At 70.3% G+C, this 20506-nt stretch carries 12 protein-coding genes; 9 read left to right on the top strand and 3 right to left on the bottom strand.

Features of this window, described 5'->3' with window-relative positions; genetic code table 11:
• The first annotated feature begins 63 nt into the window (after window positions 1–63).
• The 6 genes from WMF29_RS19365 (at window position 64) to WMF29_RS19340 (ending at window position 8499) form a co-directional block, all read left to right on the top strand.
• Complete coding sequence (locus WMF29_RS19365; protein ID WP_437330262.1) at window positions 64–1653, top strand: metallophosphoesterase family protein; 1590 nt, start codon at window positions 64–66, stop codon at window positions 1651–1653.
• Between the two features lie 341 nt (window positions 1654–1994).
• Window positions 1995–3212 carry a vWA domain-containing protein gene (locus WMF29_RS19360; RefSeq protein ID WP_437330261.1) on the top strand — a complete coding sequence of 406 codons (1218 nt, stop codon included), beginning with the start codon at window positions 1995–1997 and terminating at the stop codon, window positions 3210–3212.
• Between the two features lie 90 nt (window positions 3213–3302).
• Window positions 3303–4604 (top strand): BMP family lipoprotein, encoded by a 1302-nt coding sequence (locus tag WMF29_RS19355; RefSeq protein ID WP_437330260.1) that lies wholly within the window; start codon window positions 3303–3305, stop codon window positions 4602–4604.
• A 20-nt stretch (window positions 4605–4624) separates the two neighbouring features.
• On the top strand, window positions 4625–6256 hold the full coding sequence (locus tag WMF29_RS19350; protein WP_437330259.1) for an ABC transporter ATP-binding protein: 1632 nt from the start codon (window positions 4625–4627) through the stop codon (window positions 6254–6256).
• Window positions 6253–7329, top strand: coding sequence for an ABC transporter permease (locus WMF29_RS19345; protein WP_437330258.1), 1077 nt, complete (start codon window positions 6253–6255; stop codon window positions 7327–7329). Before WMF29_RS19350 ends, WMF29_RS19345 begins: the two co-directional genes overlap by 4 nt.
• Before the next feature lie 78 nt (window positions 7330–7407).
• A complete protein-coding gene (locus WMF29_RS19340; protein WP_437330257.1) occupies window positions 7408–8499 on the top strand; it encodes an ABC transporter permease in 1092 nt (363 codons plus the stop codon).
• Here WMF29_RS19340 and WMF29_RS19335 read toward each other — a convergent pair.
• The 3 genes from WMF29_RS19335 to WMF29_RS19325 all read right to left on the bottom strand — a co-directional run bounded on the left by WMF29_RS19335 (window position 8484) and on the right by WMF29_RS19325 (window position 14201).
• Window positions 8484–9677, bottom strand: a complete 1194-nt coding sequence (locus tag WMF29_RS19335) for a DNRLRE domain-containing protein (RefSeq protein ID WP_437330256.1) — start codon at window positions 9675–9677, stop codon at window positions 8484–8486. The genes WMF29_RS19340 and WMF29_RS19335 overlap by 16 nt on opposite strands.
• A 559-nt stretch (window positions 9678–10236) precedes the next feature.
• Entirely contained in the window at window positions 10237–13311 is a 3075-nt protein-coding gene (locus tag WMF29_RS19330) for a tetratricopeptide repeat protein (RefSeq protein WP_437330255.1), read from the bottom strand.
• Between the two features lie 668 nt (window positions 13312–13979).
• On the bottom strand, window positions 13980–14201 hold the full coding sequence (locus WMF29_RS19325) for a hypothetical protein (protein WP_012236178.1): 222 nt from the start codon (window positions 14199–14201) through the stop codon (window positions 13980–13982).
• 166 nt (window positions 14202–14367) lie between these two features.
• Between WMF29_RS19325 and WMF29_RS19320 the strand changes: the two genes are divergently transcribed.
• The 3 genes from WMF29_RS19320 to WMF29_RS19310 all read left to right on the top strand — a co-directional run bounded on the left by WMF29_RS19320 (window position 14368) and on the right by WMF29_RS19310 (window position 20471).
• Window positions 14368–15411, top strand: coding sequence for an STAS domain-containing protein (locus WMF29_RS19320; protein WP_437330254.1), 1044 nt, complete (start codon window positions 14368–14370; stop codon window positions 15409–15411).
• Between the two features lie 105 nt (window positions 15412–15516).
• Complete coding sequence (gnd, locus tag WMF29_RS19315; protein ID WP_437330253.1) at window positions 15517–16512, top strand: phosphogluconate dehydrogenase (NAD(+)-dependent, decarboxylating); 996 nt, start codon at window positions 15517–15519, stop codon at window positions 16510–16512.
• Window positions 16513–16556: 44 nt separating this feature from the next.
• Window positions 16557–20471, top strand: coding sequence for an RHS repeat-associated core domain-containing protein (locus WMF29_RS19310; RefSeq protein ID WP_437330252.1), 3915 nt, complete (start codon window positions 16557–16559; stop codon window positions 20469–20471).
• Window positions 20472–20506: the final 35 nt, after the last annotated feature.

Genomic DNA, 20506 nt, shown 5'->3' with positions numbered 1-20506 from the left:
TTCAGGGCGCTCGCCGACCGAGCCGCTCCTTGACGGTCCTGCCCGGGGCACGTCAAATGAGGCATGGCGCGAAGGGCGGCCCTCCGAGTCCTCTACCTGGCGCTCCTGCCGGTGCTCGTCCTGCTCGCGCTGGTCGTCGCCCCAGTGCTCGTCGTCTCGAGCGTCGCGAGCCAAGGCCGCGTGTGGCGGCCGGAGACATGGAAGAAGATCTCCTACGGGAGCCGCTACTTCCGCTCGTCGTTCCGGGGGAGGCTCGGCGAGGTCGTCGACGTCATCGACGTCGTCCGCGATCGCCTGATCCTGATGTTCGTCGTCCTCGCCGCGGCCTGCGGCGCCGGCGGGCTCGCCGTGTACCTGCTCGATATCGGGGTGCCCGCCTGGCTCTCCGCGTGGCTGGATGGGTCGTTCCTCTCCTTCCTCGCGTCCTTGTTCCCCGCGGGCGGCCGGCTCTCCTTCGGGGGCGGGGCCGCGCTCGTCCTGGCCGGGTGCACGGCGCTCGCGGCGCTCGCGCTCGGGCTCTCGCTCTATGCGTGGCTCGCGTCTGCCCTGGGCGAGGCGACCCGCGTGATCCTGCGGTATGGCGGCGCGGCGACGCTCTTCCCCGATCCCGGCGACGCGATCCCCGGCGGGCGGCTCGTCCTCTGCCAGATCTCCGATCTCCACATCACGGCGGGCGGCCGCGAGCCGTACGAGATCGAGGAGGGCTCTGCCGCGTGGCCGGAAGGGGCCCCTCGCCCCGACACCGCCGAGCTGACAGGCCGCCTCCGGCGGCTCGTGGCGGAGATCGCCGCCATGAAGCCGCCGCTCGTCGCGCTGACGGGCGACATGACCGATCTCGGGGAAGAGGCGCAGTGGGACGAGCTCGAGGCGGCGCTCTCCGGCATACCGGCCTCCTCGCAGGTGCTCATGGTGCCTGGCAACCACGATGTCGCCATCAACGTCGGCACGGCGCCGGACCCGTACCTCACGAAGCGGGCGGAGCGCGAGCAGCGCTTCATCGAGGTGCTCACCCGCGTGGAGCGCGGCCCCTTCCAGCCTCCCCTTCATGTCCCCGCCCGCAAGCGCGCGCGGCGGCGGCTGCGCGCGATCGCCGGCCTGTATCCGAGGCGGCTCGATCTCGAGGGGGGTATCCGGATCTTCGGCCTCAACTCCAACCGTTACCGCTCGCGGTTCGTGGGGTCGAACGCGATCGGGCAGATCGGCGGCGCGCAGCTCCGCCGACTCGCCCGCGCGCTGAGGCGGGGGTCCGGGCCCGTCATCGTGCTCCTGCACCACCACGTGGCGCGCCTCGCGGGGCCGATCTCGCTCAACGACACGTTCATGATCGCGATGGATGGCCCGCGCCTCCTCGAGATGCTCGCGGCGTATCAGCAGAAGAACCCGAAGAAGAACAGCGCGCTCGTGCTCCACGGGCACAAGCACCTCGCGTTCTTCGGCCACTACCGCTCGAAGAGCGGCGGCCGCGTCAGCGTGTACGCGCACCCCTCGTCCACGCTCGGGCACGAGACCGATGGCTATCTCGATGGCGTCGCCAGGTTCGCGGCGATCCGCCTGACGGAAGACGGCATCTGGCGCGTCGAGACGCACCCGCTCCGCCCTGCACGCTCTGCCGTGCCCGCGCCGCCGGCCCCAGCCGAGGCGGCCGTGTCGTGAGATGAGCGACACGACTGCTCAGTAAAGTCAGCGCCGATTCTCCGATGAAGCGGAGGGCGGCATGCCGGGCCCGTCGCGCCGGCGCCGCCGGACACAGCCGAGTCCGCGGTGAGACAGAAATCTACATTGCACGATATGCAGGGTCGCTGCGGCGTCTGGCCGCAATGCATCATTTCTGGTCCGTGCGTCGTACGGCTGCCACATCGGTCAGCTATGCTTCCCGGATGGCGGGCACCGGGAGCGAGCTTCACGGCCGTGTCTGCTCCGGGTGCCTCACGCAGAATCGACGGCTTTGGCGCCGGCGACACGCGCCGGGCCGCGCTTCATGGAGGGTTCGACTTATGAGATTGCCCACGATGGCCATTGTGTTGCTGACAGTGGGTGCGATCGGCGTTGGATGTGGGGGCAATGGCGCCACCGACGGCGACGGGAGCTCGCAGAGCGGCTCGGGGAGCGGGGGCTCTGGCCAAGGGAGCTCCCAGAGCACGACCGGCGATTTCGGGTCGGGCGGTCCGGGCGCAAGCGGCTCCTCGGGGCAAGGCGGCTCCTCGAGCAACGGCAGCTCCTCGGGCCAAGGTGGGGCGTGCGCCACCCAGTCGGCCAGCGCCGACCTCCAGCCCGTGTACCTGGCCTTCGCGTTCGACGTGTCCGGCAGCATGGGCATGGGCGACGAGCCCTGGTACGACAGGGAGCTCAAGTGGGAGCCCGTCGTCGCGGCGACGAAGCAGTTCTTCAATGATCCCCTCTCCGAGGGCATCAACGCGTCGCTCAGGTTCTTTCCGAGCGAGGACGAGGACCGCGACGAGAAGTGCTCGGCAGAGACCTACGAGACACCGGAGGTCCCGATGACGGCGCTGCCCTCTGCGCGCTTCGCCGAGGCGATCGACGCCGTCACGCCGGCGCCCGGCGCCGACTGGCGCGGCGGCACGCCCACGTTGTTCGTCATGCAGGGGACGATCTCGTTCGTCGAGGCCCAGCGGCAGGCCACGCCTGGCAGGTACGCCATCGTCCTCGTCACGGACGGCTATCCTGCGGGCTGCGGCGATCGGGCCAACAGGATCCAGCCCGTGGCGGACGCGGCGGCCGGCGCGCTCGGGGACGGCGTCCCGACGTACGTCATCGGGGTCGACAACCCGCCGGTCGAGGGCGCGCCCCACGACCTCGACAATCTGCACGACATCGCCGACGCGGGCGGGACGGGGCAAGCCTACCTGATCGACACGGGCAATCCCGGGGCGACCTCGGCCGCATTCAAGGCGGCGATCGACGCGATCCGCGGCGCGTCGGTCTCCTGCACGGTCGAGATCCCGCCCGCTCCCGACGGGCGGACCTTCGACGCGCAGCGGGTCCGCGTGACGTACCAGAGCGGCGGAGGTAACCCGACGGCGCTCGCTTACGACCAGGAGTGCGCCAGCGAGAACGCCTGGCGTTACGACAGCGCCGCGAACCCGAGCCAGATCGTGCTCTGCGACAGCACGTGCGCCACGATCCAGGCGGACCCCGAAGCGGCCCTGGGGGTCGACTTCACCTGCGAAGACGTGATCGAGATACCGCAGTGAAACACGGACGACACCGAGCACACCTGCGCTCGGCGTCGTCCGTCTCGGTGGTTCTTGACACCCTGCGACATTCCCGCCCACGATGCCTGGGTGACACATCGCCCGCCGAAGTCGCCTGAGGCCTTCGCTGTCCCGCGCCCGGCTGCCCGCCCGCCCGCCGTCCTCACCGTTGCGCTGTCGCTGCTGGCCGGCGCGTGCCAGGGCTCATCGACGAGCACGAGCCCGCCCTCGGACAAGACCGCCGGCCCCAGCGCCGCGGCGCCGGCGAGCGCTGCGCCCGCGGCGCCGGCCGCTGCATACAAGGTCGGCATGGTGCTGGTCGGCCCTTACAACGACAAAGGGTGGAACCAGGCGCATTACGACGGGATCCGGTCGGTCCTCGCCAAGATGCCGGACGTCGGCTTCGAGTATGTGGACAAGGTGAACCCGTCCGATCGCCCGAACGTGAAGGGGTCCCAGGTCGCGGACGATCTCATCTCCCGGGGCGCGCGGTTCGTCGTCTACAACTCCGACGATTACAAGGACGACGCCCTCGAGACCGCGCGCAAGCACCCGGAGGTCACGGTCATCCACGTCTCCGGCGATTACGCCTGGAAGGAGGGCAAGAACCACAAGCCCCAGCCCAACCTGGGCAACTTCATGGGGCGTATCGAGACGGCCCAGCACATCGCCGGGTGCGCCGCGGCGCTCGGCACGGAGACGGGCAAGATCGGGGTTGTCGGCCCGCTCGTGAACGACGAGACCCGCCGGCTGGTCACCGCGGCGTACCTCGGCGCGCGGTACTGCTGGGAGAAGTACCAGAAGAAGAAGCCGGAGGATCTCACGTTCAAGGTCACGTGGATCGGCTTCTGGTTCAACATCCCGGGCGTCACCCTCGACCCCACCAAGGTGGCTGACGACTTCATCGGCGGCGGCTTCGACGTGCTGATGACCGGGCTCGACACGCCCGAGGCCGCGCTGCAGGCCAAGAAGGCGAGCGGCGCTGGCAAGAAGGTCAAGTACGTCCATTACGATCACAAGGCCGGCTGCGACCTGGCGCCGGAGATCTGCCTCGGCGTCGCGTACTACAACTGGGCGCCGCTCTACCGCGACACGATCGAGAAGGCGCGCGCGGGCAAGTACGCGAGCGAGTTCGTCTGGCAAGGGCCGGACTTCCGCGACCTGAACGGCGATTCGTCGGTCGTCGGCTTCGGGCCCGGCGCGGCGCTGGGAGAGGCGCAGGCGCCGCTCGGCGCGTTCGTCATCGAGCTCGCCAACGGGCTCGACCTCTTCAAGGGGCCGCTCAAGTTCCAGGACGGGACCGAGTTCCTGAAGGACGGCGAGGCCGCGACGCCCCAGCAGATCTGGTATCTGCCGCAGCTGGTCCGAGGGATCACCGGGCCGAGCAAGTAGCCGCCTCGGGGCGGTGATCCATGCGGATCGAGATCGAGCGCGTCGCGAAGCGGTTCGGCCCGGTCAAGGCCAACGACGGCGTGTCGCTGACGATCCAGGCCGGCGCCGTCCACGGGCTGCTCGGCGAGAACGGCGCCGGCAAGAGCACGCTCCTCCGGATCCTGGGCGGGCTCGTCCGCCCGGACGCGGGCCGATTGCTCTTCGATGGCCGCCCGGTGGCGCTCGCGAGCCCGGCGGACGCGCTCGCCGCCGGCGTCGGCGTGCTCCACCAGGAGCCGCTCGATTTCCCGCCGCTCACCGTCCTGGAGAGCTACCTCGTCGCCCGGCCCCGCGCGGCCGGCGCGGGCGGCGGTGCGCGCTCGCTGCTTCCGGGCCACGGCCGGGCCGCGGGCGTCTTCCTCCCCCGGCGCGCGGCGCGAGAGGAGCTCCTCGCGCTCGCGGCGCGCTTCGGCTTCTCCGTCGACCCGGACGAGCACGTCGCCCGGCTCACGCTCGGGGAGCGCCAGCAGATCGAGCTCTTGCGGCTCCTCTCGCTGGGCGTCCGAGCGCTGCTCCTGGACGAGCCCACGACGGGGATCTCCGGGGCGCAGCAGGAAGCCCTGTTCTCCGCGCTGCGGCGGCTCAAGGCGGACGGCAAGGCGATCGTCCTCGTGTCGCACAAGCTCTCGGACGTCGAGGCGCTCTGCGATCGCGTGACGGTGCTGCGGCACGGCAAGGTGGCGGGAGAGGCGGAGATGCCGGCCGGGGCCGATCGCCTCGTCGCGCTGATGTTCGGCGAGGCGCTCGCGTCTCAGGAGCGATCCCTCGAGGCGGGCGGCGGCGCGGCGCTCGCGCCGCTGGAGCGCCTCCCCGAGCCGAGCGGGGGCGACGCGCTCGCCCTCGAGGGCGTGGCGTTCGGCGATCACCGGCTCAACGTGCACATCGCCCACCTCGCCGTCCGCCGCGGCGAGGTGCTCGGGCTCGCGGGCCTCGAGGGGAGCGGCCAGCGCCTCCTGCTGCGCGCCTGCGCGGGGCTGCTCCGGGCGCGGCGGGGGCGCGTCGTCGTGGGCGGGGCCGACCTGACCGGCCGCCCCTACCCGGCCTTCCTGCGCGCCGGCGTGGGCTACCTGCCCGCCGATCGCCGCCGCGAGGGCCTCATCGCGGGCCTCTCCATCGAGGAGCACGTCGCGCTGCGCGCGCCGCGGCCCGGGCTCTTCCTGCGTCCGCGGGAGATCCGGCGCGCCGCCGAGCGGGCGATCGAGGCGCTCCGGATCCGGGGCCGGCCCGACACGCCCGTCGAGCGGCTCTCCGGCGGCAACCAGCAGCGCACCCAGCTCGCGCTCCTCCCCGCGGATCTCGCGCTGCTCCTCCTGGAGCAGCCGACCCGGGGGCTCGACATCGCGTCGGCGCGCTGGGTCTGGGAGCAGCTCCTCGCGCGGTGCCGTGCCGGCGCGGCGCTCCTGTTCGCGTCGTCCGACCTCGACGAGCTGATGCGCTACAGCGACCGTGTCCTCGTGTTCAGCGGCGGGCGCGTCTCGCCGCCCGTCGGCGCCGCCGACCTCACCCTGGACCGGCTCGGGCGGATGATCGGCGGCGAGCTCGACGACGCCGCCCTGCCCTCGGCGCTCGCTGCACCTGCGCCGCCGCCGGCGCCCGCGGGGTCCGACCGATGAGCTCCGATCCGGCCGCTCGACGATCGGTGCCCGCCGCGCGCCGCGGGGCCGTCTCCCTCCTCCTCCGCCTCGCGCCGCTCGCCCTGGCGTTCGCGCTCGTGGCGGGCCTCTGCGCGCTCCTCGGCGCCTCGCCGGCGGCGGTGGCCGCGGGCCTGTGGCAGGGTGCGTTCGGCTCCACGGACCGCGCCGCGCGGGTGCTCGCCACGCTGGCGCCGCTGCTCCTCTGCGGGAGCGGCCTGCTCTTCACGTTCCGCGCCGGCCTGTACCACCTCGGCGTCGAGGGTCAGCTCGTCCTCGGCGCCGTCTGCGCCACGGGCGCGGCGCGCGCCCTGTGGCCGCACCTCCCGGCGGGGGCCGTTGTCGCGCTCTGCGTCGGCGCAGGCGCGCTCGGCGGGGTGCTCTGGGGCGCCCTCACGGGCGCGCTGCACACGCGCGTCCGGGTGAGCGAGATCTTCGCCGGCCTCGGCATGAACTTCGTGGCCCAGGGGCTGGTCCTGTACCTCGTCTTCGGCCCGTGGAAGCGCCCTGGCGTCGCATCCATGGCCGGCACCGAGCCGCTCGACGGCGCGCTCTGGCTCTCCACGCTGGGCGGCACCGATCTGAGCCCCGTCGCGCTCCTGCTCGGGGTCCTCTCGCTCCTCGGGACCGCCGTCGTGCTCGGGCGGACCCACCTCGGGCTCCGGCTGCGGGCGGTGGGGCTGAGCCCGCCGGCCGCGGAGGTGCTCGGCGTGCTCGCGGCGCGGCAGGTGCTGCTCGCGTTCGCGGTCTCCGGCGCGCTCGCCGGCGTCGCCGGCGCGCTGCAGGTGCTCGGCACGTTCCACCGGCTCATCCCGAGCGTCTCGAGCAGCCTCGGCTTCCTCTCGCTGCTCGTTGTGATGCTCGCCGGCCGGCGCGCCGCGCTCGTCGCGCCGATCGCCCTGTTCTTCAGCGCGCTCAACGTCGGCAGCCTGGAGCTCCCGATGACCCTCGGGCTGGAGTCCTCGCTGGCGGGTGTGCTCCAGGGCGCGCTCGTCCTGTTCGCGCTCCTGTCCCCCAGGGCGGCGCGCGGCGGCGGCCGCTCGGAGGTGGCCTGATGGGACGAGGCCCGAAGGGACGAGGCCGATGGGGGCAGGCGTGATGGAACGACGCCTCGGATGGGAGGAGCAGCCCTCATGAGCGACGGCGGCGCCGAGTTCCTCTCGCTGCTCGCGACCGCGCTCGCGGCGTCGACGCCGCTCGTCTATGCGGCGGTCGGCGAGACGCTGACCGAGCGGGCCGGGGTCATCAACCTCTCGGCCGAGGGCGCGATGATGCTCTCGGCGATGGTCGGCTTCGCGGCCGCCCTGTCGACCGGGAGCGTCCTCGCCGGCTTCGCCGCCGCGGCCGCGACCGGAGCGCTCGTCGCGCTCGTCGTGGCGATCGGCGGGATCTACCTCGGCCGCTCCCAGATCGCGGTCGGCTTCGTCCTGGCGATGCTCTGCGCCGATCTCTCGTCGGTGCTCGGCGGCCCGTACGTGCGCGTCCCTGGCCCGACGGTGCCGGCGGCGTCGATCCCGGTGCTGCGGGACGTGCCGCTCGTGGGGCCGCTGCTGTTCCAGAGCGATCCCTTGGTGTACGGCAGCTACGTCCTCGTCGCCGGCGCGTGGCTCTTCCTTTACCGCACGCGCGCGGGGCTCCTCCTCCGCGCGGTGGGCGAGCAGCCGGCGGCGGCGCACGCGCGCGGGGCGCATGTGACGCGGGTGCGCACGGCGGCGACGCTCGCGGGCGGGGCGCTCGTGGGCATCGCCGGCGCGGCGTACTCGCTCGATTTCAAGGCCGGCTGGAGCCACCGCCACACGGCGGGTTACGGCTGGATCGCGCTGGCGATCGTGATCTTCGGCGGCTTCCATCCGGTGCGGGCGGCGCTCGGCGCGTACCTCTTCGGGGTGCTCTCGTCGGCGGCGAGCCTCGGCCAGAGCGCGCTCCCCTCGGTGCCGACGCAGGTCTTCAGCGTGGCGCCGTTCGCGCTGATGATCGCGGTCCTCGGGCTCACCTCGAGCGGGCTCCTGGAGCGCGCCTCCGCGCTGCTGCCCAGCGCCGCGCGCCGCCCGCTCCTGCGCGCGTTCGACGCGACGCCTCCCGCGGCGCTCGGGAAGCCTTACCCGGCGGACGACGGGGCGGAGGAGCGGCCGCGCGGCGTGGATCGGAGCGCCGAGGAGCGGCTGCGTGGTGTGGGTGATGGGGCGGAGGAGCCCCCGCGCGGAATGGATCAGCGGGCGAGATAACAGACCTCGAGCCAGGGGCGGTCGCTCTGGAGCGGGTGATCGCTCGAGCGGTACGACGTGCGCCCGTCCGGACCTTCCTCGACGAGGAAGCCGTAGTTCGGGGTCGTGCCGTCGACCCACGCCTGGACGAGCCCGGTCAGATCGGCGCTCATGGCATAGGGGCCGACATAGGTGAGCTCCGCCGCGGCGGCCTTGTCGTAGCTCGCGGCGAAATCCTGCCAGGTCACTGTGTCTTCGCGCCACGGCGCGGTGATCCGGTGAGCGCGGACGGTCTGGTCGCTCGATCCGAAGGCGACGACGCCGAACTCTGCCGACGTGACGGTGGCCCCGGCGGGGATGCCGTCGAGCCCGAACCGGTAGAGCGCCTGCTTGCGCGCGCCGCGGGTGTCGCCAGAGTAGTTGTAAGGGATGTGGCCGTCGCTGTAGCGGGGGAAGGCTTCCCAGATATCGGCGTCCTCGACCGCGCCGAAGACGCCTCGCTGCAGGGTGACGCACACGTCTTTGCACGCGTCTCCGAGGCCGTCAGCATCGCTGTCGAGCTGATCTGGATTCGCGGCAGCGGGGCAATTGTCGCAGGCGTCGCCGATCCCGTCGAGGTCGCTGTCGGTCTGGTCCCAGTTGGCGACGCTGGCGCAGTTGTCGATCGCATCGCAGAACGAATCGCCGTCGCTATCGCCGAGCGGACAAGGATCGCAGGCGTCGCCGATCCCGTCTCCGTCCGCGTCGGCCTGGTCCGGGTTGTCGCGGTTGGCGCAGTTGTCGCAACCCGCGCCCAGGCCCGGCGCGATGTCGTCGCCGTCGTCGCTCGAGAGCGACGACAGCCCGATCTCGTAGCCGTCGCAGACGTCGCGATCCGCGCAGGGGATCGGGCCGGAGACCGCATCGTAGAGGCAGAGGAGCGACGCGCCTTCGGTCGCCTCGACGTACACGCGGGCGAAGCCGACGGCCGTCGACCCGCCGTCGACGACATCGACCTGGAGATCATTGCATGCTGCGGGATTGTAGAGGGCGAGGACGTCGGGCTCGGTGAACGTCCTCTGGAGCGTCGCCGTATTGCAATCGCAGCCGTTGGTGCTCGCGACCGTGTCGAGGTGGACCCCATTCAGGTACAGCGAGAACGCGCCGGCGCCGCAATCGGCGTGGTTGATGGTGAACGTGATCGCGGTCGGTGCTCCCAAGGCCGTCCCGGAAATCCCTGCGAGCACGAGGAGCGAGAAGCAAGCGCTAGCAGCGCTCGTATGGAAGTATCGCATGATTCTTCTTATATTCTTAGTTTAGACAACATACAACAACCCTGAGAGGTTTTTGGTTGGCTGGTGCGCGTGCATCTGTTGCATGGCTCCTTGGCGCCGTCGCACGCAGTGAACGGCGGGATACGCGACGCGCAGTGAACGGCGGGATACGCGACGCGCAGTGAACGGCGGGATACGCGACGCGCAGTGAACAGCGGGGTACACGGCGCGCAGTGAACAGCGGGGTACACGGCGCGCAGTGAACAGCGGGGTACACGGCGCGCAGTGAACGGTAGGGCACGCCGCACAGATCGCTCCGCTGCTCGAGGCGCTCGGGCTCGTCGACGTAGTAGGCCAGGCTGTCCGGGTCGTGCCCAAGGGGCATCTCTATCGAACTGGGCGGGCGGGGCCAACCATCCGCGCTGTGAGCGGGCCGAAAGCGCCGCGAGCGAGGAGTTACCGCTGGTGCGCTCGCTCCCGGACGACCGTACGGCGTCGCCAGAGCTCAGGAGGGGAAGTCTTGGTCCAAACGAGCGATCAGGTCTATCCGATCGATCCTTTGCCATGCGCTGCGCGCAACCTCGACATGCTGGCGCTGGGTGACAGCGTCGGGCGCGATGGTGGCAAGACGGTGATGGGTCCGGCCGATGGAGCAGGGCTCCGGGATGCGCTGGTACAGCGCGAGGGCTTCTTCGTAGCGAGCACGGGCTGCGCTTGTATCGCTGTGGGCTTGCGCGATCTCTCCGAGGCGCCTGATGCAGTCGGCTTCGCCGCGCACAGACCCCACCTGCCGGTAGAGCGGCAGCGCTTCTTGGTAGCGCGCCCTCGCCTCGTCGTACTGCGAGCGCTCCAGCGCGATGTCTCCAAGACTCTTGATGCAATTGGCCTCGCCGTGCACAGACCCCAGCTGCCGGTAGAGCGGCAGGGCTTCCTGGTAGCGCGCCCTCGCCTCGTCGTGCTGCGAACGTTCCAGCGCGATGTCTCCAACGCTCTTGATACAGTTGGCCTCACCGCGCACCGACCCCACCTGCCGATAGAGAGGCAGCACTTCCTGGTAGCGCGCCCTCGCCTCGTCGTGCTGCGAACGTTCCAGCGCGATGTCTCCAACGCTCTTGATACAGTCGGCCTCACCGAGCACAGACCCCACCTGCCGATAGAGAGGCAGGGCTTCCTGGTAGCGCGCCCTCGCCTCATCGTGCATCGAACGCTCCCGCGCGACGTGTCCAAGGCTCTGGATGCAGTTGGCCTCCCCGAGCACAGCCCCAACCTGCCGGTAGAGCCATAGCGCTTCCTGGTAGCGCGCTCTCGCCTCGTCGTGCTGCGAACGTTTCAACGCGATGTCTCCAAGGCTCTTGATGCAGTTGGCCTCACCGCGCACATCCCCCACCTGCCGGTAGAGCGGCAGCACTTCTTGGTAGCGCGTCCTCGCCTCGTCGTGCTGCGCACGCAAGAGCGCGAGGTTTCCAAGGCGTTTGATGCAGTCGGCCTCACCGAGCACATCCCCCACCTGCCGGTAGAGCGGCAGGGCTTGCTGGTAGCGCGCCCTCGCCTCGTCGTGCTGCGAACGCCTCAGCGCGATGTCTCCGAGGCTCTTGATGCAGTCGGCCTCACCGAGCACATCCCCCACCTGCCGGTAGAGCGGCAGGGCTTGCTGGTAGCGCGCCCTCGCCTCGTCGTGCTGCGAACGCCTCAGCGCGATGTCTCCGAGGCTCTTGATGCAGTCGGCCTCACCGAACACATCCCCCACCTGCCGGTAGAGCGGCAGGGCTTGCTGGTAGCGCGCTCTCGCCTCGTCGTGCTGAGAGCGCGAGAGCGCGACGTCTCCAAGGCTCTGGGCGCACAGCGCCTCTCGCCGTCCGTCCCCGGTGCGCTGCGCCACCTCCAGCGCCCGACCAAGGGGCAATGAAGCCGAATGCCCGGAAAAACGCGCGAAGTTGGTCAACGCCGTCGCCGCGTCGATCCATCGCCCCGCTTCGACCTCCGTGAGCCCGCGTCGGATCACCGAATCCAGGTTCGCTGTCTCCGGCGCGAGCCGCGCCGCCGCCTCTGTGCCGCCGCGACTCCCCGGCACTGGCCCGAGCGTGCACGTGAGGTCCCCATAGTGATCCATCGCCCGCCCCAGGTCCTCCACGATCGGCGGGTACTCCGCTGCCACGTATTCGCGCACCGGCGAGAGCATCTTGAACCGGCCGCCCTCGAAGTAGGCCAGCCCCACCTGCGCCAGCGCGCGCGCCGCCGCCGGCCCCATTCCCGGCAGGAGCACCGCGAGATCCCGCTGCGCGATTCCGTCCGGCAGCACCGCCAGCACCGAGAGCAGCCGACGCGCGCCGGTTGTCATCCGCGGCGAGCCGATCGAGAGCTCCAGCGACGCCTTCCAGCTCCGGAGCCGATCGCGCGCGCCGCCGTCGCGCTCCAGCACCGCCGTGCGGCGCGCCTCCCACTCGTCCTTCAGGTTGATGAGGTCGTTTCCGTGCGTCGCGTGCGCGAGCAACGCGATCGCCAGCGGAATACCCTCCATCAGGGAAAGCAGCGCCGAGAGCGCCGGCTTGCTCCGGTGCTCCTCGCCCGCGATGGCGCAGAACACTGCCTCCGCCTCGGCATGTCGCAGCGCTCGGAGATCAATCGGCGAATTCCAGGTCACCCTCCCCGGCCGGCCCGCGCCGCGCACCGACGCCACGAGCGACAGGCCCGGCACGGCCGCGAGCTCCGCGAGCAGCGCCTCGGTCCCGGGCTGGTCGTCGCCATCCCAGGGCGTCTCCAGATTGTCCAGCACGAGCACGGCCGGGCCTGCTGCGAGGAACGACATCGCCCGCTGCCACAGATCCGGCCCGGAGGCGACGCGCAGCGCGCCGGCCAGCGCGACGGCTGCAGACTCGGCATCTGGCGCAGCGTCGAGCCGCGCGAAGAAGCGCCGCTCCCCGAAGCGAGCCACCACCTCCGGGCGGTGCAGGACCGCCAGGCTGACCGTGCTCTTGCCGACGCCCGCAGCGCCGAGGAGCAGCACGCGTCCCGGCGGTTCGCGCACCAGCGCCGCGACGATGGCCTCCACCTCCAGACCCCGGCCGATGCACAGCTCCGCCGGTGGCAGCCCCGCGGCCAGGGCGCTCCGTCCTCCCGGAGCCGCCCGCCGGCTCATCACGCCCTCGACCACGGCGCGCAAGCCACGCACCACCTCGGTCCACGCCTCGCCCCGAACCGGCCAGCCCTCGACAGGCCGCCCGCCCTCGGGGAGCGGAGCAAGCTTGCCGAACTCGGTCCAACCCCAGTCGCAAGGTCGGACAGGCACGGGCACGACCACCACCTCGCCTGCGGCGCGCCGGGCGAGAGCGCGCGCTGCCTCCTCATCGAAGTGACGATCGGAGGCGAGGAAAGCGGGACTCACCAGCAGCACCACCACCTCAGCCGCCTCGATCTGCGCGCGCGCTTCCGCCGCCGGTTCTCCCCCTGCGGCGATCCGGTCGTCGTGCCAGACCTCGATCAACCCGCTGCGCTCGATGGGCCTCAGGTGGACCTCGACCTCGGCACGCAACGCGGCGTCCTCCGGGGCAGACGAGATGAAGAGACGAACCGGCTTCGGCATGCGCGCACAGAGCTGCAGTTTGCTCCGGCGAGTTTACAGACCTCTCCCTGGGCTGGATAGCCCAGGACGCCCGCCCGATTGCATGGACGGCCGGATGCCAGCGGGCAGGTACAGTCCACCGGCTCCGCTCGCCGCGCGGAAGCGGCAGAAGTAATCGTTGGTCGATGCACGACGAGGCATGCCTGCCGGCCAAGCCCCCCGCCGCGCTGCTCCTCGCCACCGCCCTGACGCTCGCGCCGAGCACGACTCTCACGCGTTCGCGTCGAGCACCCTCGCGCGCATCGACGTGGCGGAGGCCGGCGCGACGGCCGTGCCGCTGTCGCTCCCCTCGACCAAGCCGATCACGGACGCCTCGCTCGCGACCGCCGATGGCTCGCTTTGGATCCTGCTCGGTGAGGGCGACGGGGTGGAGCTGTTCCACCGGAAAAAGGGAGGGTGTCTATACGCGCGCGACGTTCCCCAAGGGCCAGGGGCTCTCGCCCACGGGGATGGCCGCTGCGAGCGCCGACGTGGTGTACCTCGCGGGCTCGACGTCCAATGTGCGCTCCGTGATCCTGTCGTCTCGTCCAGGCAAGCTCTCCTTTCCCTCGGAGGCGCAGGGCGCGGGAGGTCCCGACGCGGGCGCCCCGACGGCGCCGGACGGCGGGGCGCAGGACGCCGGTAACGGCTCAGCTGATCCCCATGGGCGCGCCACCCTCGGCGACGAACCGATCGGCGATGTCCACGAGGAGCGCGTCGGTGGCGGGCTTGCTCTTCACGGTGACCTGCGTCTCATCCGGCAGGAGCACGAACGAGCCGACCACCTTGCCGTCGAGCCGCACCTCGTGGCTCCCGCCGGGCGGAGCAGGGGCAACCTCGTAGACCTTGCCGTCGCGTGCCTTGATCTTCATGACCTAGCGGTAGCACGCAGGAGCGTCGAGCGCGTTCTCCCGCGCGGCAGCCCCCGGCCCGCCGCCTCGGGCAAGAGCCCCTCCACCGCGGGCGGATTGCGCGGTAGGATGCGGCTGCGCGCCGAGCGCGAGGAGTGTTCACCGTGCCGAGATCCGACGATCGCTGATGCTGACGCCAGAGCCTGGCCAGCCCCCCGAAGCCGGCGGCGGCGGATGGATCGTCCTCGGCGTCCTGAACGAGATCCTCCTCAAGCTCGCCAACCAGCCGGACCTGCGGTCGCTGTGGGAAGAGGTCTGCGCGAGCGCGCGCTGGATCGTCCCGTCCCAGCGGCTCTGCGTCGTGCTCGCCAACGACGGCGGCGGCGCCAGGATCGCGGCGAGGTACCAGCGCGGCACCTTCGAGTACGGGGCGCCCGAGGGCGGCGGCGTCGTCGTGGACGCCTGGATGGTAGCGGCGCTGGAGGCGCAGCGCCCCGCGTGGTTCAGGGGGCCGTGGGACGAGGCGCGCGAGGCGGATCGCGCGCGCGCGTGGCTCCTCGCGGACGAACCCGACGTCGTCTTCCACGTGCCGATCCAGGTCTACAAGAAGACCATCGGCACGATGCTCTTCGCCCTGGAAGACCAGCGCCAGATCGACCGGAAGGCGCTGGCGAGCGCGACCACGTACGCGCTGTACGTCGGGGCCACGTACACGACGCTCAAGAACTCGCTCGACCTCGCCGCCGCGAGCGCGCAGCTGCGCGAGCAGAACGACGAGCTCGAGCGGGTCCAGATCGAGCTGCGCCTGCAGCTCGACCGGGTCCGCGCGGCGCACGAGGCGATGCTCGAGATGTCGACGCCGATCATCCAGGTGTGGGACGGCGTGCTCACGCTGCCCGTGATCGGCACGATCGACAGCGCGAGGGCGGCCCGCATGATGGAAGAGGTGCTCGACGCGGTGGTCCGGCACGGCGCCCGCTTCATGATCGTGGACCTCACCGGCGCGCAGGCGGCGGACACCTCGACCATCGATCACCTGCTGCGGATCTTCGCGGCGACGAGGCTGCTCGGCAGCCGGTGCATCGTCTCCGGCGTCCCGACGGCGATGGTCGGGCGCATCCTGGAGTCCGGCGGCAGCCTCGACGGGATCCCGGTGTTCAGCACGCTGAAGAGCGCGCTCGAGCACGCGGTGGGCGCGCTGCGGCAGCAGGCGCAGCCGGCGCGCCGGTAGCCGCCGCAGCCGGAGGAGCGCCCGGACCGGAGCGGTGTCGACCGCGCCGCGCGCCGCGCGCCGCCCGCTGTGATACGCCCGCGGTCCCACACAGGAGCGTGACGGATGAAGCTCGCGATGATCGGACTCGGCAGGATGGGCGCCAACATGGCGCGCCGGCTCATGCGCGGCGGCCACGAGGTCGTCGCGTTCGATCTGAACCAGGACAGCGTGAAGCGGCTCGGCGAGGAGGGCGCGGCGACGGCCTCCTCCCTCGGCGACGCGGTGGCGCAGCTCGAGTCGCCGCGCGTGGTCTGGGTCATGCTGCCCGCGGGCGCGCCCACCGAGCGCGTCGTCGGAGAGCTCGGCGAGCAGCTCGGCGAGGGCGACGTGATCATCGACGGGGGCAACACCTACTTCAAGGACGACGTCCGCCGCGCCAGGGCGCTCGCCCCGAAGGGCATCCGCTACGTCGACGTGGGGACGAGCGGCGGCGTGTGGGGGATCGACCGCGGCTACTGCCTCATGGTGGGCGGCGCCCCCGAGGCGTTCGCCTTGGTGCAGCCGATCCTGCGGACGCTCGCGCCGGGGCCGGGGGACATCCCGCGCACGCCGGGCAGGCAGGAGGCCCAGGGCGGCGCGCAGAGCACGTCGGAGGACGGCTACCTGCACTGCGGCCCAGTCGGCGCCGGGCACTTCGTGAAGATGGTCCACAACGGCATCGAGTACGGCCTCATGCAGGCCTACGCGGAGGGGTTCGACATCCTCAAGAACGCCGCCACGGAGCGCCTGCCCGAGGAGCACCGGTACGCGTTCGACCTCGGCGAGATCGCCGAGGTCTGGCGGCGGGGCAGCGTGGTGGGTTCGTGGCTGCTCGACCTCACCGCGATCGCCCTCGCCGAGAGCCCGGAGCTCGCCGGGTACAGCGGGTTCGTGCAGGACTCCGGCGAGGGCCGCTGGACCGTGATGGCGGCGATCGAGGAGGCCGTCCCCGCCGAGGTGCTGTCCTCCGCGCTCTACGCGCGCTTCCGCTCACGCCACGATCACACCTTCGCCGAGAAGGTCCTCTCCGCGATGCGGCACAAGTTCGGCGGGCACCTGGAGCGCCCCACGGGGGGCTGAGGCGAGATTGACGGCCAGAACCGACCTCTGGCAGCGTTGCCGTCATGGCCCGCACCGCCCCTGTCCCGAACATTCCGGCGATTCCTGGCATGAACCCGGGAGTATTTATCATGGGAGGAGGCGCCGTCGTCGGTGGGCGCGGCGGAGCCTCAGGCGGTAGAAAGGCGCGAGGACAGGGGGCCAGCGGCAAGAACGGCGGTGACAAGGCGAAGGGCGGTGGAAAAAACGCCTGCGGCGCAGGTAAAGACGGCGGCGGTTGCCCGAACCACCATGGGGGCCGCGGAAGCGGAAAGATCGCCCAGGGCGATCCGGTCGATGTGGTCACCGGCCGCGTGTTCACCGTCCCTGAGACGGATGTCGACATCCCGGGTCCCCTTCCTCTCCAGATCGTTCGGTCGTACGGCAGCCAGGCGCGTGGGCGGGACGTCGGGCTCGGCTTCGGATGGACCCACAGCCTCGCATGGGTGATCGAGCTTCGCCGGCGGACCACCATCGTCGTCACGGCCGACGGCAACGAGGAGGAATTCGGACTCGTTCCGCGGGACGCTGGCGTCCTCGGCCCGCATGGCTGGGTCCTCCACAAGGAGGGCGACGGCTTTCCCCTCGATTTTCCGGACGGAGATCGACTGCTGTTCGAGCCGGATCCGGGCGACCGCACGCAGCATCGCTTCCGCCTCGCCGCGCAGGTAGATGCATTCAACAACAGAATCGCCCTCACCTATAGTGAAGGTCGCCTGGCCCAGGTCACCGACAGCGTGGGGCGCGTACTACGGATTCGACCAGCGTCCGCGGGACGTATCGGTCAGATCGAGTTCGTGAGCCGCGTGTCCACGGGGCGTTCGCTCGTCTTCGCGCGCTACCAGCACGACCAAGCAGGCGATCTCGTCGCAGTGACCGATGCGGATGGAAACACCACGAAGTACGGCTACGACGACGAGCACCGGCTCGTCTGGCAGCAGAGGCCGACCGGGCTGACGTTCCATTACCGATACGATCCCGCCGGACGATGCGTCGAGACATGGGCAGACTACCCCGGCGCGGTCGACCCGTGCCTCGCCGCTTCTGTCCCGGCGCTTCTGTCGGATGGCAAGACGCCGGCGAAGGGAATGCACCACGTTCGACTCGACTTCTATCCCGATGGCTACTCGGAGGCCACCGACTCGGTCACATTTCACCGTTACTTCGGCAATGAGCACGGGAAGGTCGACAAGGCCATCACAGCCGGAAGCGTGTATACGCGCACGTATGACGAGCGGGGCCACCTGCGCTCGTTCACCGATCCACTCGGAGCGACGACCTGCTGGACGCGCGATATCTTCGGGAACGAGACACGAATCGTGGACCCGCTCGGGAACGTGACGGTGATCGAGCGGCTGCGGAACGGCGATATCCGCAAGATCATCGATCCGGAAGGCGGCATGACGGAGGTTGGGTACGCCGAGCGAGCGATCTTCTGGACCGATCCGGTCGGCGCGACCTTCGAGGTCCACTTCGACGCTCGCGGCCTCATGGAAGCGACCGTGGCTCCGACGGGGCATCAGACGCGTTACCGTCACGATGAACACGGCAATCTCGTCGAGGTGCTCCGCGCCTCCGGCACGCGCTGGACGGCCGCGTACGACGAGCTCGGGAGGCGGACGGCGGAGCGCGACGAGATCGGAAGCGTGACCGAGTTCTCCTACAGCAACAAGGGGCTGCTCCTCGCGGTGCACGAACCGAATGGCGCTGTCACGCGTTACGACTACGATGGAGACGAGAACCTTATCTGCGTGACAGATGTCGACGGCCGGACGACCCGCCTCGTGCGCGGAGGCACCGGCTCGCTGGCGGACGCCATCCTGCCGGACGGGAGCGTCATTCAGCTCCGGTACGACCGCGAGGAGCGCCTCGTCGAGATCCGCAATGCGAACAGGGAGGTGTACTCGATCGAGGTCGGCGCTCTCGGCCTCCCGATCGCGGAGAGGACGTTCGATGGTCGGGAGATTCGCTATCAACGCGACGCGCTCGGGCGCGTCCTCCTGATCCGTCGTGGAAGCGAAACAACAGAGCTCCAGCGCGACCTCGCCGGACGCGTGGTGAAGAAAATCTACGACGACGGAGCCGAGGAGCACTTCTCATACAACGGCCGTGGCGAGGTGATCCTGGCGGAGGGGAGCGGCTGTACGGTCGAGCTGCGACGCAACGCGGTCGGATGGGTGATCGGGGAGAAGCAGGTCGTGGACGGCGAGGCGTTTCAGGTCGAGGTGACCTGCGATCGGGTCGGGACTGCACTTCGGAGGGCGACGTCCCGAGGTCATACGGTAGAGTGGGCCTTTGATGAGGCCGGGCGCTGTACGCGCACGCGGCTCGACGGCCGCGACGAGATCTTTTCGCGCCACGACGAACGGGGACTCACGGTCGAGACCCACCTGCCGGGCGGAGGCCGCATCGACGCGCGGTACGACGCGATCGGCAGGCTCGTTGCACGGCGGGTGTGGTCCTCATCCAGCTCGCCCGCGTTGCGTCCAGGCGAGCCGGAGTGGATGGGGCCCCGTATGCCCAACGTGACCGTGGATCAGGCGTTTCAATATACCTCGGCGGGGCATCTGGCAGCCGCGTGGGATGCGCACTTCGGACACAAGCGATTCGAACACGATGCGCTCGGCCAGCTGCTGGCCGTGATCCCCGAGGAAGCGCGCGATGGGCTCGCGGCCAGGTGGCCCCATGCTGTCGAGCGCTTCCGCTATGATGCCGCCGGAAACCTCCATGAGCACGGCGAAGGGGCGGAGGTGCGCCGCTACGAGAGCGGGGGCCGGCTGGAGACCAAGGGCTCCACCCGCTTCCTCTATGACGCGCAGGGCCGGCTGATCGAGAAAAGGGCGCGAGACGCCGCCGGGGACGACCACGTGACACGTTATGCTTGGTCGGCGAGCGGAATGCTCTCGAAGATCGAGGGGCCAGAGGGGATGACGGTTGAGTTCATGTACGACGCGTTTGCGCGGAGGGTGAAGAAGACCGTGCGGCAGAAGGGAGAGAGCGGTGATGTGCGCCTCCTGCGCACGACGCGCTTCTGCTGGGACGCGATGACCCTCGCCCACGAGATCGCGGGGATCCCCGGCGGGGAGATCGAGGAGCGCACCTACTGCTTCGATGAGAGCGGGGCTCCCTGGGCTCACCGCGACACGAGGCATACTGGGGAGGGGTCGGTAGCGGGGCCATGGCTCTTCTATTTGAACGAAGCCATGACGGGCTATCCGGAGCGCCTCGTCGATGGGAAAGGTGAGGTCGCGGGCGAGCTGCTCCGCACGGCATGGGGGAAGGTGACGTCCAAAGCCGGATGCAGCGCGCCGACACAGGTTCGCTTCCTGGGGCAGTACGAGGACGTGGAGACGGGGCTCTTCTACAACAGGCACCGTTACTACGATCCAGATCTCGGGAGGTACATCTCGCCCGATCCCGCAGAGATCGACGGCGAGCTGAACGCCTACTGGTACGCGCGCAACCAGCCGTGGACGATCGTCGATCCCGATGGGCTCATCTATTCCCGCATCCTCGACAAGGACGGCAATATCCTTACGTACGTGGATGAAGACCAAAGTACGAAGCCGTATGTGGGGAGGAACCCGAGCGAGGGCGGCAGGGTCACGCCCGCCGGTCACATCAGCGACAAGCCGTGCGCGGAGGCGCAGGTCTTGACGGTCATGGGGGAGAACATTCGAAGAGACGTGATGAAAGAGCAGAAGAAGGTGCGCGTTCAGGATCGCATGACCCCCGAGCAGGTCGACGCCGAGGTGAACCGACGCATCAAAAAGAAGTTCCAGGACGAAGGCCTCTCGATCGAGACGTACGACAGCGCGAAGATGCGGAAGCGGGTCGACCCGTGCGAGAGATGCGGAGCGATGTTCGAAAGGCTCGGCATTCAAGAGCACGTCGTCGGGATGAAGGGCAAGAAAGGTCAATACGGAGTCTACCGGGCCTAGAACACCTAGAACAGGAGACGAGAGTCCCCCACCGA

The organism is Sorangium sp. So ce381 (assembly GCF_051473845.1).
Taxonomy (GTDB): Bacteria; Myxococcota_A; Polyangia; order Polyangiales; family Polyangiaceae; genus Sorangium; species Sorangium atrum.
The sequence above is the reverse complement of the archived record's forward strand: the minus strand, read 5'-3'. Positions and strand labels throughout refer to the sequence as shown.